13 protein-coding genes are annotated in these 13,384 nt (G+C 58.8%); 10 read left to right on the top strand and 3 right to left on the bottom strand.

What is annotated here, in order from left to right:
• Positions 1–174 precede the first annotated feature (174 nt).
• The 6 genes from OXI69_05085 to groL all read left to right on the top strand — a co-directional run bounded on the left by OXI69_05085 (position 175) and on the right by groL (position 5,206).
• Entirely contained in the window at positions 175–1,074 is a 900-nt protein-coding gene (locus OXI69_05085; GenBank protein ID MDE2665503.1) for a phosphoribosylaminoimidazolesuccinocarboxamide synthase, read from the top strand.
• 205 nt (positions 1,075–1,279) lie between these two features.
• Positions 1,280–2,161, top strand: a complete 882-nt coding sequence (locus tag OXI69_05080; GenBank protein MDE2665502.1) for a PHP domain-containing protein — start codon at positions 1,280–1,282, stop codon at positions 2,159–2,161.
• 4 nt (positions 2,162–2,165) lie between these two features.
• Positions 2,166–2,732 (top strand): CvpA family protein, encoded by a 567-nt coding sequence (locus tag OXI69_05075; protein MDE2665501.1) that lies wholly within the window; start codon positions 2,166–2,168, stop codon positions 2,730–2,732.
• A 139-nt stretch (positions 2,733–2,871) separates the two neighbouring features.
• Positions 2,872–3,117 (top strand): helix-turn-helix domain-containing protein, encoded by a 246-nt coding sequence (locus tag OXI69_05070; GenBank protein MDE2665500.1) that lies wholly within the window; start codon positions 2,872–2,874, stop codon positions 3,115–3,117.
• Between the two features lie 99 nt (positions 3,118–3,216).
• Complete coding sequence (gene groES / locus OXI69_05065; protein ID MDE2665499.1) at positions 3,217–3,513, top strand: co-chaperone GroES; 297 nt, start codon at positions 3,217–3,219, stop codon at positions 3,511–3,513.
• 73 nt (positions 3,514–3,586) lie between these two features.
• Positions 3,587–5,206, top strand: a complete 1,620-nt coding sequence (gene groL, locus OXI69_05060; GenBank protein ID MDE2665498.1) for a chaperonin GroEL — start codon at positions 3,587–3,589, stop codon at positions 5,204–5,206.
• A 513-nt stretch (positions 5,207–5,719) separates the two neighbouring features.
• On the opposite strand, the gene OXI69_05055 is transcribed toward groL, so the two are convergent.
• From OXI69_05055 to tatA, 3 genes are read right to left on the bottom strand one after another with little or no spacing between them, the layout of a single operon-like run.
• A complete protein-coding gene (locus tag OXI69_05055; protein MDE2665497.1) occupies positions 5,720–7,114 on the bottom strand; it encodes an ATP-binding protein in 1,395 nt (464 codons plus the stop codon).
• 57 nt (positions 7,115–7,171) lie between these two features.
• The gene (gene tatC / locus OXI69_05050) at positions 7,172–7,942 is read right to left on the bottom strand and encodes a twin-arginine translocase subunit TatC (protein MDE2665496.1); all 771 of its coding nucleotides are present in this window, start codon (positions 7,940–7,942) and stop codon (positions 7,172–7,174) included.
• Entirely contained in the window at positions 7,932–8,387 is a 456-nt protein-coding gene (gene tatA / locus OXI69_05045) for a twin-arginine translocase TatA/TatE family subunit (protein MDE2665495.1), read from the bottom strand. Before tatA ends, tatC begins: the two co-directional genes overlap by 11 nt.
• 123 nt (positions 8,388–8,510) lie before the next feature.
• Between tatA and OXI69_05040 the strand changes: the two genes are divergently transcribed.
• From OXI69_05040 to OXI69_05025, 4 genes are all read left to right on the top strand, one after another.
• Complete coding sequence (locus OXI69_05040; GenBank protein MDE2665494.1) at positions 8,511–10,088, top strand: S41 family peptidase; 1,578 nt, start codon at positions 8,511–8,513, stop codon at positions 10,086–10,088.
• Between the two features lie 87 nt (positions 10,089–10,175).
• Positions 10,176–11,615 (top strand): Asp-tRNA(Asn)/Glu-tRNA(Gln) amidotransferase subunit GatB, encoded by a 1,440-nt coding sequence (gene gatB / locus OXI69_05035; protein MDE2665493.1) that lies wholly within the window; start codon positions 10,176–10,178, stop codon positions 11,613–11,615.
• 20 nt (positions 11,616–11,635) lie between these two features.
• The gene (locus tag OXI69_05030) at positions 11,636–12,715 is read left to right on the top strand and encodes an aminomethyltransferase family protein (GenBank protein MDE2665492.1); all 1,080 of its coding nucleotides are present in this window, start codon (positions 11,636–11,638) and stop codon (positions 12,713–12,715) included.
• A 90-nt stretch (positions 12,716–12,805) separates the two neighbouring features.
• The gene (locus OXI69_05025) at positions 12,806–13,219 is read left to right on the top strand and encodes a thioesterase family protein (GenBank protein ID MDE2665491.1); all 414 of its coding nucleotides are present in this window, start codon (positions 12,806–12,808) and stop codon (positions 13,217–13,219) included.
• Positions 13,220–13,384 lie beyond the last annotated feature (165 nt).

Here is a 13,384-nt window from a genome sequence, read left to right as displayed (position 1 = left end):
GCCGGCCGTCTTCTTACGGGTTTCAAACGGGTTCTCACATGGGCCTTGACAACCATCCTCCATGTACTAGAATGGCCCCCTCCTGAAGGAAAAATCCGGGCAAGTCGAAAGGTTCGAGGGTCTCCTCCCTATTTCCGCCCGGCGCTCCCAAACGAAAGGACAGTGAGCAATCCTATGGCCGCAGAGAGCCTGCAAACCGAGGTGAACTTACCCCATCACCACCTGGTCGGAAGAGGCAAGGTCCGAGACAACTACGAAATTGGGGACCACCTGCTGATCATCGCCACAGACAGAATTTCGGCCTTCGACTATGTGCTGGCCAGTGGCATTCCCAACAAGGGACGCATCCTGACCCAGATGTCGCTCTTCTGGTTCGAGCGCATCGCCGATATTGTTCCTCACCACCTGGTAACAGCCGACGTCGAGGAGTTTCCAGCCGATCTTCAACCCTTTGGCCACCTGCTGGCCGGACGATCGATGCTGGTGAAGAAAGCCGAGGTCTTTCCGGTGGAATGCGTGGTCAGGGGTTACCTGGCCGGATCGGGCTGGAAGGAGTATCAGCGGTCCCAGTCGGTTTGCGGCATCCAGCTGCCCTCAGGACTGCCGGAATCGGCCCGCCTGGAGGAGCCTGTTTTTACTCCCGCCACCAAGGCCACCACCGGTCACGACGAAAATATCTCCTTTGAACGAATGGTCGAGCTGATTGGGCAGGACACGGCCGAAAGGCTCCGTGACATCACTTTGTCCATCTACTGCAAGGCCCGCGACTACGCGGCTACCAAGGGCTTCATCATTGCCGACACCAAGTTTGAGTTCGGCGCCTACCAGGGCGACATCATTCTCGTCGACGAAGTCCTGACTCCAGACTCTTCCCGGTTCTGGCTGGCTTCCGACTACGAGCCCGGCAAACCCCAGCAGCCATTCGACAAGCAGTTCGTGCGGAACTACCTGGAAGAGATTCAGTGGAACAAGCAGCCTCCCGCGCCCAAGCTGCCCGACTGGGTCGTGGAAGCGACCAGCCGGAAGTACATGGATGCTTTCGAGCGCCTCACCGACAGAAAACTGGATAGCTGACTGCTGGAACTTCGTCTTGCAGAGAAAACTACGTGACCTACCGATGAAGTGCGTTCCCTTTAATTGATATAAACATTGATTGAAAGAGAATCTTCTTCCCTGTTCAATGGGAAATTCAGTCTTTATTTTAGAAGATTCTCCCTAAAATTCGCTGAATCGCGCAGGCTGCCGGTAACCATGCGGGCGGGTCCGGATCGGATGGGCGATGTCTCGCTTCTACGACCTACACATTCATTCGAATTACTCCAGTGACGCCGACCATCCCCCCCGGCGGCTTTTTGAAATGGCTTGCCAAGCCGGTCTTGCCGGTCTGTGCATCTCCGACCACGACACGGTGGCGGCCATCGCCGAGGGAACACGCCTGGCCCGGGAGTTTCCCCTTGAGTTTTACCCCAACGTCGAGATCAGCACTCATTACCTGACCCGCAAGTTCCACGTGCTGGCCCCCCTGGTCGATTACCGGTCTGCCGAGTTGCAGTCAAGGCTTCAAGGCTTGGCCGAGGGAAGACGTCAACAGGCGAAGGCAAGGGTGGAACGGCTGCGGCATTCAGGTTTCGGGATTACATTTGAAGAGGTCATCCGAGCTATCGGCAACCCGATACCGACGGGTCCGGCCATCGCTCAAGCCCTCTTGGCGAAACCCGAATCCCGGGAGTCTCCCAGGCTGCATCGCTATCTTCACGGGAAGGACGCCGCCCGAGGGGTCATTGCCTTTTATCGAGACTTCTTTGCCCCTGGGAAACCCGCTTTTGCCGAGATGGAGAGGCTCGGAACCCTGGAAGCCCTGCAGTTGATCCGCCGGGCAGGCGGCGTGCCGGTATTGGCCCACCCGGGGGCTCCCGGCTATGAGGCCGACGAGAATGTTCTGCAGACCTTTGTCGCTCATGGACTGGTCGGTTTGGAAGTCTATTCCTCCTACCATGAGCCCCGGTCGACTCGACGGTTCTCCGACTGGGCGGCCCGCTGGAATCTGGTGAAGACGGCGGGCTCCGATTTTCACGGGAGAGTCAAACCGCACGTTCGCATTGGCTCCGTTAAAGTCCGCGGCAAAGAGATGATTGAAGAGCTGATGGACAGGAGGGACTGACTGCATGGAGCTTCTCCGCGAACTGAACTCCCTCGACTGGGTCATCCTGGCGGTGGTGTTCATCTCCGTGTTTGGCAGTCTGCTGAAGGGCTTCGCCCGAGAGGCCATCTCTCTGGGGTCGGTGGTGGTTGGAATCGTGCTGGCTTCCTGGCTGTACTCGATGACCACCGGTTTCTTTCTTCAGTTCGTCACGAGCCAGGACCTTGCCGCCATCCTGGGCTTTGTGACGATTTTCTCGGGATGCCTGATTGCAGGAGCCCTGGTCTCCTTCTTCGTCCACAAATTCGTGAGACTGGCACACCTGCAGTGGTTCGACCGCGTGCTGGGAGCCGCTTTCGGACTGATTCGCGGATGGCTGATCGCTGCCGTTCTGGTTCTGCTCCTGACAGCCTTCCCGATAAAGTTGGCCAGCATCCAGGAAGCCAGGTTGGCCCCGTTCCTCCTGGTCAGCGCCCGGGTCCTGATCCTGATCACCCCTCAGACCCTGAAGGATCGATTCATGGAAGGCTACGGCGAAGTGGAGAGACTCTGGCGGGAACAGTCCGAGCCGCCGAGTGAAGAGGAAGCCTAGGCTGCGTTCAGTTGTCTGCGCAGGGGCCTTCTCAACAGGGAATCAGACACCTTGGCACCCTGAGAGCGAGGGTTGGGAGAGTGGCCGGGTTTTGGGGCGATTCGGCAGCACGGCGCGGAAAACTCATGGGGATTCGATCGTGAAAGACCAACTGGACCGCCTGATCACCGAAATGCTGGATCGAGGGCTTCTCTTTGAAGAAGCCACCAAGGAATTTGAAAAACAGTTTATCATGAAGTGTTTAGAGCGATCCGGGGGCAATCGGACCCAGACCGCCAGGACGCTGGGAATCCACCGCAACACCCTTCAAAAAAAGCTCTCTTCATCCAACCACTCCAACCCCCGAAAAAAAGCCGTTCCAACCAAAAAACGCTTGACTCGGTAGGGACCCGTTCCTATTATCAGCACTCTCGGACCTGGAGTGCTAACGACTCCGATCCGATCGCAAGACTGGTGACATGTGGAATAGAAAGGAGATGCCGGCATGAAGGTCAGACCGCTCCACGACCGGATACTGATCAGGCGCATCGAGGAGACCGAAAACATCAGGGGTGGGATCATCATTCCCGACACCGCCAAGGAAAAGCCCCAGGAGGGAATTGTGGTGGCGGTTGGCAATGGAAAGATCCTGGACGATGGGACCCGCTTGAACCTGGAGGTCAAAGAAGGCGATCACATACTCTTCGGCAAATATTCAGGAACCGACATCAAGATTGAAGGTGAGGAATACCTCATCCTGAGGGAAGACGAGGTCCTCGGTATTCTGGCGGACGCCGGCTAGGAGGCGAAGGCGTCCCACCCGGGCCAACCCGGCCTCGACAGATCAACCCACCAAAAATATGGAGGAATGAAGAATGGCAAAGCGAATTACTCACGGTGAAGATTCCCGTCAAGCCATCCTGAAGGGTGTCAATCAGTTGGCCGACGCGGTTCGCATCACCCTGGGTCCCAAGGGACGGAACGTCGTCCTGGACAAGAAATTCGGGTCGCCGACCATTACCAAGGACGGGGTCACCGTGGCCAAGGAGGTCGAACTCAAGGACGTCGAGGAAAACATGGGCGCCCAGATGGTTCGGGAAGTGGCTTCCAAGACCAGCGACGTGGCTGGGGACGGGACGACCACGGCGACGGTTCTGGCTCAGGCGATTTTCCGGGAAGGCGTCAAGACGGTCGCGGCCGGAGCCAATCCGATGGCTCTGAAGCGTGGCATCGACAAGGCGGTCGACAGAGCCGTTGACGAAATCGGCAGCTTGTCAAAGCCGGTGCGGGGAGAGGCCATTGCCCAGGTCGGCACCGTTTCCGCCAACGGGGATGCCACCATCGGCACCATCATTTCCGAGGCCATGGCCAAGGTAGGCAAGGACGGAGTCATCACGGTCGAGGAAGCCAAGACCATCGAAACCGCCCTGGAGGTGGTGGAGGGCATGCAGTTCGACCGCGGCTACCTGTCTCCCTACTTTGTGACCGACCCGGAGCGGATGGAATGCGCGCTGGAGAATGCCCTCATTCTCCTCCATGAGAAGAAGATCAGCTCCATGAAAGATCTACTTCCCCTGCTGGAGCAGATTGCCAAAACCGGAAAGCCGTTCGTCATTGTGGCCGAGGAAGTGGAAGGCGAGGCCCTGGCAACGCTTGTAGTGAACAAGTTGCGCGGAACGCTCAACTGCGCGGCCGTGAAGGCGCCCGGATTTGGCGACCGGCGCAAGGCCATGCTGGAAGACATTGCCATCCTGACCGGTGGCAGAGTCATCAGCGAGGACCTGGGCATCAAGCTGGAGAATGTTCAGCTTGGCGACCTCGGCGACGCCAAGAAGATCACCATCGACAAGGACAACACCACCATCGTGGAGGGTTCGGGAGCAAGTTCCGACATCCAGGGCCGGGTCAATCAGTTGAGGGCCCAGATCGACGAGACGACTTCCGACTACGACCGGGAAAAGCTGCAGGAACGGCTTGCCAAGCTGGTTGGCGGAGTAGCCGTCATCAAGGTGGGCGCGGCGACCGAAACCGAGATGAAAGAGAAGAAGGCTCGCGTCGAAGATGCGATGCACGCCACCCGGGCTGCCGTCGAAGAAGGCATCGTGGCCGGTGGCGGAGTTTCCCTGATTCGAGCCATTCCCAGCCTCGACACACTCGATTTGGATGGCGATGAGCAGATCGGCTGCAACATCGTCCGCCGGGCCCTCGAGGAACCCTTGAGGCAAATCGCCCAGAATGCCGGTGTCGAGGGCGCAGTGGTCGTATCCAGGGTCGGTGGAGAAACCGGAAACAATGGCTACAACGCCGCCACCGACACTTACGGCGACCTGGTGGAGGCGGGAGTGATCGATCCAGCCAAGGTGACCCGGACAGCGTTGCAAAACGCCGCATCCATCGCGGGGCTACTGCTGACCACCGAGGCTCTGGTGGCGGACATTCCCGAGGAGGACAAGACTCCTCCGCCCGCGCCGCCCCATGGCGGCGGGATGTACTGACACCTGGACCCAAAAACCTCAAAGCCACCGGAGCCCGCTCCGGTGGCTTTTTTTTGTGCCGGCCCCATATGGCCGCCTTGGCGGCTCTCCCCTAATACACAACACTGCCCAGGGGATAGGGTCTTTGGTTGATTATTCCAAGGGTGCCAGCGGGCGGTTCCAGCAAAACGCGAAGGCGGCTGCCGCATTCAGCCCTTGTAAGCAGTTCCCCAATCAACAAGAGCCTTTTGCAAAAATCGTAGCGGGGCAGGTCATCCTGCCGGCAAACCTGAGGTTCTTCCTTTTTCAATATTGGGTGCGACCTGGTCAAAAATGCTGTCTTACCACATAAAGCACAAGAGTCACACGTTGTGATTTTTTGCCTTTTGTGGCCATTCGCGGTAAACGTCCCGCGGCGAATTCTGCAAAAAGCTCAACAATTCATTGGGTTTTTCTTCGGGTCCCTTCGTCGTTCTTCGTGTCTCTTGGTGGATATCTCTTTTCGCCGGCCTATCGGTTTGCGGTACAGCCTTGCTAAAGGTTGAAGAGCATCGAAAACTCCGCCCCTCCCTGGTCAATATTCTTCCACTCCAACCGCCCGCCGTGGGCTTCCACGATCCGTTGGGCAATGGGCAAGCCCAGACCCGTCCCCCCACGCTTGCTCGAATAAAACAGGTCAAAGAGCCGGCCGGTTTCCCCCTCCGAGACTCCGGTGCCGCTGTCGCGAACCCACACCAGCAGGCGACCCGCCTCCCGCCTGGCCCCCATTGAGATCTGCCGCGGTCCATCCCCCCTGGCCAGGACCGATTCCCTGGCATTGACCAGCAGGTTCATGACGGCCTGCTGCAACAAATCCCGGTCTCCCCGAAACTCCGGCAATCCCGGCCCGTCCTGCCTCACCAGCTCGATTCCTGCTCTGTCGAACTCCTTGGCCACCAGCCGGACCACCTGGTCCAGGACCTGCGGCAGCGAAACCACCTGTCGATCCGGCTTCAACGGTTTGGCATAGACCAGAAAATTGCGGGCCAACCGCTCCAGCCTCCGAATCTCGGACTTGGCCCCGGCCAGGAGTTGGGTCATCTCGCCGGAATGGTTCCGAGACTGGGAGACTTCCTCTTCGATCATCTGCAGATTCAGGTTGATGGCGCTCAGGGGGTTCCGGATCTCATGGGCCAGCCCGCTGGCCAGCGTCCCCAGCACCGCCAGCCGCTCGGCCGTGTGGGCTTCGGCCTCGATCACTTGGGCTTGCTTGAGCAGCCAGCGCACATAGAAAAGGGCTACCAGCAGCAGCGCCAGCACCACCGAGGAAGCCACCAGGATCTGCCGATTGATCCGGGTCTGGTCTTCCGCAACCCGGTCTGCGATGAGGGTGTTGTCGAAACCGAAATGGATGAACAGCCTCAATTGCCGCTGGGAAACAACCGGCTCGACCCAGTCGGTAATTCGCTCTCCAGGATTGCTGACCGAAGCGATTTCCTGTCTTGCCCTGGCTGACAGAATGAGGTCGGGAAAGTGGCTCTGCTCCAGTTCCCTTCCCATCTGCAGGCGCTGCCAAAGGAGGTCTCCCCGGGGGTGCCTTGCGAAAACATAGACGACCTGGTCGTTGGCGGCCAACAACTCCTCCAGATACCGCTCCATGTGCTGCCGCCGCAGAAGCTCATCGGCGGGATCGGCGCCCGGCAGCTCCAGATCGACGAGGCGCATTCGATCCTCGATCCGATCCTTCAAATCGTCGCGCAATGCCTCCATTTCAAGCTCCACCCGCTCGCCTGCCCAGCGGTTGGCCAAATCGATCAGGGAAAAGGCGATGGCGCCGATCACCAGCAGAAAGAGAGCGGAGCTGATGTAGAGATGGCGCCTGAAGATCGGCCTGCCCTTGACCAGGCGTGCTCTCAATGACTGCCGATCTGCGCTGGGGGAATCGGCCATGGCGGGTCACCAGCAAGACCGCTGTAACCGCGGGATCGGGAAAAGGGCCCTGGAACGTCAGTCGGAATTCTCATCCCTCAGGCGCTTTTTGCCGAAGATCCAGGCTACCAATATGCCCACCAGGTACAGCAAGAGCATGGGCGCGGCGAAGACCATCAAGGTTGGGATGTCAGGCGTTGGCGTGATGATGGCTGCTGTAATGAAAATAATGAGGACCGCGTAGCGAAGGTTTCTCAACAGGAATCGGGCATTGGTGATGCCCATGATGGAGAGGAAGAAAATGACGATCGGAATTTCGAAAATGATGGCGCATCCCAGGATGACGACCAGGGCAAAGTCGAAGTAGAAGGTTGCGGTCACGATCTCCTGAAAGTTTCGGCCGAAATCGGTGAGAAAGTTCAAGGTCATGGGAAGGCCGACCGTGTAGGCGAAGATTCCCCCCAGAATAAAGAGCATGCTGGACGACAGCAGGAAGGGTATGGCGTATCGTTTTTCGCGGGAATAAAGCCCCGGGGCAATGAACAGCCAGACCTGCCACAGTACCACGGGGGAGGCCACAAAGATCGCGGCGTAGAAGGAAGCCTTCATGTAGATCATGAAGGGCTCGGTGGGGCTCAGATAGGTCAGCTTGCGATCTCCCAGGTGCTGGGTGATCGGAACCGACAGGAAGTCGAAGATTCTCTCGTGAAAGATCCAGCAGGCAACAAAAGTGATGCCCACCGCGGCGATGGCCACGATGATGCGCCGGCGCAACTCGTCCAGATGATCCAAAAAGGACATCTTGCCGGAGGCCGCAAGCTCGTTTTCGTCCCTTGGGTCAGTGTCCATCCGGCTTGGGTTCAGGCTTGGGCTCCGAACTCAAGCCGGGCGAGGAGGCTGTGGCAGCCTCCGGCTCCGGGCCGGAGTCGGCTTCTGAAGGTTGGGAGGGAGCTTCCAGTTGCTCCCCGGCGGAGGCGGATTCCGCCGCGCTATCGCCGCCCTCCGCTTCGGAGGAGGTCGGCGCTGCCGGATCCTCCCCGGTCTCGACGGCCGGTTGAGGGTCGGCAGGCGCGGCTTCAGCCGGCTTGTCCAGCTTGGGTGGGGGTGGGGGAGGCTCGTATTCGGCCGCGCGAACCTCTTCCTCCAGTGTATTTCTGAGCTCGTTGGAGGCGCGCCGGAACTCGGAGAGGCCCCTGCCGAGAGATTTCCCCAGTTCAGGCAACTTTCGCGGCCCGAATACCAGCAGAGCCACGACAAAAATGATGATCAACTCGGGTACGCCGATAGGGCCCATCCGTTCCTCCAAACGTACCGAATCATAATGGGAGCGGGGGTTCAAGTCAAGGCAGAGCTGCCGTTTGAGGCTTTACTTCGAGCGGGGGCCGGTGCTATATTTGGGCCAAGTTAAGAGGTGGGTATGCAAAGACTTCGTTCCTGGACCACGGTCGCGACCGTCATCGTTATCGCCTCCCTGATTGGAGGATTTTGGGGGAGGCCGGTTCAAGCGACGTCCCAGTCCAACGAACGTGAACTCCTGGTGAACGTCTACTCCCAGGTGCTCGACCTGGCGGAGAAGTACTACGCCGACGAAATCGACGTCGAGAAGAGCGTTCACGCTTCGCTGCGGAGCATGTTGAAGACGTTGGACCCCCATTCGAACTTCTTCGACGCCAAGCAGTTCGCCCAATTCAGGGAAGACCAGCGCGGGAATTTCTATGGGCTGGGCATCATCATCTCCATGAGGAATGCCAAGCCCACCGTCATCACGCCCATTCCGGGGACGCCCGCATACCGCCTGGGCATTCGCTCCGGAGACGTCATCGCCAAGATTGAAGGGAACCCCACCGAGGGATTGGATATTCAGGCGGTCGTGGAAAGGCTGAGGGGCCCCAAGGGGACGGTGGTCAACATCTCCATAGACCGAGTCGGAATTCCGAAATTGCTCGATATGGCCATCATTCGCGATGAGATCCCCCACCACAGTGTTCCTTTCGCCTTCTTCTTCCGCCCGGGTATCGGCTACATCAAGCTCAGCACCTTCAACGAGACCACCAACAGGGAAGTTCAGGAAAGCCTGGAGAAATTGGGAACGGATCTGCAGGGTCTGATCTTTGACCTGAGATCCAACCCCGGAGGATACCTGCAGGCGGCCATCCAGGTGGCGGACAAGTTCCTGAAAAAGGGCCAGAAGGTCTTGATTACCGACGGACGCACGCCAAGCGCCAAACAGTCCTACGAAGCCCCCAGAGGATCCGGTGGAGTTCTGTTCCCCCTGGTGGTGCTCATCAACACCGGCAGCGCCAGTGCTTCCGAAATCGTGGCCGGCGCCATTCAGGACCATGATCGCGGGCTGCTGGTGGGCGAAGTCAGTTTCGGCAAGGGACTGGTTCAGACGGTCTATCCCCTGGACAACGGCGCGGGCGTTTCCCTCACCACCGCCAAGTGGCACACTCCCAGCGGGAGGCTCATCCAGCGAGATTACGCCAATCAATCGTATATCGACTACTACTACGCCAGAAACAAGGATCCGGAGAAGAGGAAAGTCTACTATACCGACAGCGGGCGTGAGGTTTACGGGGGAGGTGGCATAACTCCGGATTTCCAGATCAAGACCAATAAGATCAATGAATTCCAGCTGCTGCTGACCAGCAGGGGAATGATCTTCAGCTTCATCCGTGCCTACAACGCCGACCACCCGACAGTGGACCGGAACTTCCAGGCAACGCCCGAAATCCTGAAGGAATTTCGGACTTATCTGACCAGTCAGAAACTGGTCTACAAGGAAAGCGACTTTCAGGACAACCTGGACTTCATCAAGTTCCAGATGCGCTACGAATACTTCCTCTCTCGGGTGGGTCAAGCCGAGGCTCACAAGGTTTCCCTGGAGAACGATCCCCAATTCGCCAAGGCACTGGAGGTGCTTCCTCAGGCCAAGGCTCTCATCAACCGTGACTCGGGCGATTCTGACCTGCTGGTCAGAAAGCAGGGAGATTAGTTCCCCCGGCTGTACTCCTCATACCCGAGCAGCGCTCAACCCGCAGAAGCCCATCATTGGTCGCATCCATAAGATCCCATGACCCAAATGACCTATGAAGCCGTCATTGGCCTCGAGGTTCACGCCCAACTGCTGACCCGAACCAAGATCTTCTGCTCCTGCCCTAACCAATTCGGAGCCCCCCCCAATACCAATACCTGTCCGGTTTGCCTGGGTCTTCCCGGAGCTCTGCCGGTGCTGAATCGCGAGGCGGTCGTCATGGCCGTCAAGGCTGCCCTGGCGTTCAATTGCCGCATCAATTCCCTTTCGATTTTTGCACGCAAGAATTACTTCTATCCCGATCTGCCCAAGGGCTACCAGATTTCCCAATTCGACAAACCCCTGGCGGAATACGGACACCTCGATCTCGAGGAGAACGGCCACCCCCAACGGGTGGGGATCAAGCGTGTCCATCTGGAAGAGGATGCCGGCAAATCGATTCATGACGGATTTGCCGATTCCGATCGCTTCAGTTATATCGACTTGAACCGGAGCGGCACGCCGCTGATCGAAATCGTCAGCGAACCCGAGATCTATTCTCCGACCCAGGCCCACGACTACCTGACCCGCCTGAAGGTCATTCTCGAATACCTGCAAGTCTGCGACGGCAACATGGAGGAAGGCAGTCTCCGTTGCGACGCCAACGTGTCGATCCGCCCGGTCGGCTCACAGACTCTGGGAACCAAGACCGAGCTGAAAAACCTGAACAGCTTCCGCTTTCTGCAGAAGGCGCTCGAATATGAGATCGGCCGCCAGACACGCCTCCTGCAGCAGGGAGGTACCGTTACTCAGGAAACCCGCCTGTGGAGCACGACTGAGCAGCGTTCCTTCCCCATGCGCAGCAAGGAAGAAGCTCACGATTATCGCTATTTCCCCGAACCCGACCTGCCGCCCCTGGCGGTGGACGTCGATTGGCAGCATGAAATACGGGCGGACATGCCGGAGCTGCCCGAAGAAAAAAAGCAGCGGTTCGTGGACGAGTATTCCATCCCCGCATACGACGCAGGTGTGTTGACCACCACGCGTGCCCTGGCCGATTTTTTCGAAGACACCGCTGCCCGATCCCGAAATCCCAAGGCGGCTTCCAACTGGATCATGGGAGACCTGTTGCGTGACCTCAAGGAATTCAATCTCGACATCGAATCCTCTCCGATCAGCCCCAGCCAATTGGCCGAACTGATCGGATGCATCGACAGCAAAGAGGTGTCGGGCAAGATGGCCAAGGAAATCTTCGAGGCCATGTTTCGGGAGAAAAAGCCGGCCAGGCAGGTCATCCGGGAAAAGGGTCTGAAGCAGATCACCGATCCCGATGCGATCACAACCGTGATTGAAGAGGTCCTTGCCGGCAATCCCAGAATTCTCGAGCAGTATCTTGGCGGCAAAAAGGCCACCTTCGGTTTCTTTGTGGGTCAAGTCATGAAGGCCACCAAGGGGCAGGCCAATCCCCGCTTGGTCAATGAGTTGTTGAGAAAGAGGCTGGACGGTTAACGCCGCAGGAGTTAGGAATCATGCCGGAACGATCTGTGCTTTTTGGAACCCAACGGGAGTCGGGAGCGGACTTCATGGAATTTCGGGGCCGGGAGGTTCCCAAGCGCTTCACTTCTCTGGATGAGGAGTATGCCGCCTTGGGCCATGAGGCCGGTCTTCTCGATCTGTCGGTTCAGGGTGTGGTCGAATTGCGGGGCAGAGACCGATCGCGATTTCTCCATGGAATGGTTACCAACGACATCCGGAGTCTCTCACCGGGTCAGGGTTGCTATGCGCTCATGCTTACTCCCCAGGGACGGATCCTCACCGACATGCGAGTCCTCTGTCTGGAGGAAGCCCTGATGCTGCTGGTCGACGCCGACCTCGTGGAGAAGGATCTGGCCCTCTTGAGGAGGTACATTATCGCGGATCAGGTCGAGGTCATCGATCGGTCGGCCGACCTGGCTATTCTCTCGCTGCAAGGACCCAGGGCGGCCGAGGTCATCGCAGGGCTGTGCCGAGGAACCTCCCCGCCGGAGGCCCCCTTCGAACATCGCCTCATTCAAGTCGGGAATCTGCCGGTCCGCTGCGCAAGGGTGCGGCGAACCGCCTCGGGAGGCTGCGACCTCATCGTGCCCGAATCCCAATCAGTCGACCTCTGGAACCTCCTCCTTCAGGCGGGAAAGCCGGCCGGACTACGCCCGGTAGGCCTTGCAGCCTGGAACGTCCGCCGGCTTGAGGCGGGTATCCCCTGGTACGGCATCGATATGGACGAAGCCCGCATCCCCCTGGAGACCGGCCTGGAAGAAGCCATCAGCTATAGCAAGGGGTGCTACATCGGCCAGGAAGTCGTGGCCCGGGCTACCTTTCGCGGACACGTCAATCGCAAGCTCACGGGTCTCCTGCTGTCATCCGGGGAGCCCGCCCGGGGGGGAGACAAGATATTCCGCAACGGGCAGGAGGTGGGCTGGGTTACGGACAGCGCCTACTCTCCCGGGCTGCGGCGAGCTATCGCCCTGGCTTACGTTCGCAAGGAGGCCTGGGACCCCGGCACGAGCGTCGGAGTGGATAGCGGCGGGGTCCGGACCGATGCCGAGGTGACGCAGTATCCCTTCGACTGAAAGCGAGATGGGCGGAACTCACTCGACGGATAACGGGATTGCCCGTTCCAGGCCGTTACCGTCTCTCGGACGGCCTGACGACGACCAGCCATGACATCGTTTCGTTTCACAACCGAACTGGAGATTCGCTTTCGAGATCTGGACGCCCTGGGCCACGTCAACAACGCCGTCTATCTCACCTATTTCGAGATCGTTCGCACCCGATATTGGAAGCACCTCTTCGGACTCCCTCCCGCCCATGACTGGGGATTCGTGATGGTGCGAACCGAGTGCAACTACCGCTCCCCCGCGCTCCTGGGTGAGACCATTACCATTGCCGCCCGAATCTCCGCCCTCAAGAATTCCAGCTTCACCTTCGAGTATCGCCTGACCGAGAGCCGGACCGGGCGTCTGATCGCAGACGGCCTGTCGGTGCAGGCCTGTTTCGACATGAAGAACGGCCGGACGGTTCCTATTCCGGAGACGATGCGGCAACAGGTCAAGGACTTCGAAGGGCTGGAATGAGGATTCGCCGGGCGAAAGACGAGTCCCGCCACCGGCTCGACTGCGGGCTGGATCTCCTATGCGGCGATCTCGTCGATTCCGTCCCCCCCACCGGTTCGACCGCGGGCGGGGCCCTTGTCTCACCGACTCCTGTACCGTTCTGAGAAGGACCTTTGGCGGATAATC

This window comes from Acidobacteriota bacterium, assembly GCA_028875575.1.
GTDB lineage: Bacteria > Acidobacteriota > Terriglobia > Versatilivoradales > Versatilivoraceae > Versatilivorator.
The sequence above is the reverse complement of the archived record's forward strand: the minus strand, read 5'-3'. Positions and strand labels throughout refer to the sequence as shown.

Coding starts and splice junctions, on each gene's coding strand:
- OXI69_05075 (MDE2665501.1), top strand. CDS start 2,166: ATGGAGCTTCTCCGCGAACTGAACTCCCTCGACTGGGTCATCCTGGCG.
- tatC (MDE2665496.1), bottom strand. CDS start 7,942: ATGGACACTGACCCAAGGGACGAAAACGAGCTTGCGGCCTCCGGCAAG.
- tatA (MDE2665495.1), bottom strand. CDS start 8,387: ATGGGCCCTATCGGCGTACCCGAGTTGATCATCATTTTTGTCGTGGCT.
- OXI69_05055 (MDE2665497.1), bottom strand. CDS start 7,114: ATGGCCGATTCCCCCAGCGCAGATCGGCAGTCATTGAGAGCACGCCTG.
- gatB (MDE2665493.1), top strand. CDS start 10,176: ATGACCTATGAAGCCGTCATTGGCCTCGAGGTTCACGCCCAACTGCTG.
- OXI69_05040 (MDE2665494.1), top strand. CDS start 8,511: ATGCAAAGACTTCGTTCCTGGACCACGGTCGCGACCGTCATCGTTATC.
- groL (MDE2665498.1), top strand. CDS start 3,587: ATGGCAAAGCGAATTACTCACGGTGAAGATTCCCGTCAAGCCATCCTG.
- groES (MDE2665499.1), top strand. CDS start 3,217: ATGAAGGTCAGACCGCTCCACGACCGGATACTGATCAGGCGCATCGAG.
- OXI69_05085 (MDE2665503.1), top strand. CDS start 175: ATGGCCGCAGAGAGCCTGCAAACCGAGGTGAACTTACCCCATCACCAC.
- OXI69_05080 (MDE2665502.1), top strand. CDS start 1,280: ATGTCTCGCTTCTACGACCTACACATTCATTCGAATTACTCCAGTGAC.
- OXI69_05030 (MDE2665492.1), top strand. CDS start 11,636: ATGCCGGAACGATCTGTGCTTTTTGGAACCCAACGGGAGTCGGGAGCG.
- OXI69_05025 (MDE2665491.1), top strand. CDS start 12,806: ATGACATCGTTTCGTTTCACAACCGAACTGGAGATTCGCTTTCGAGAT.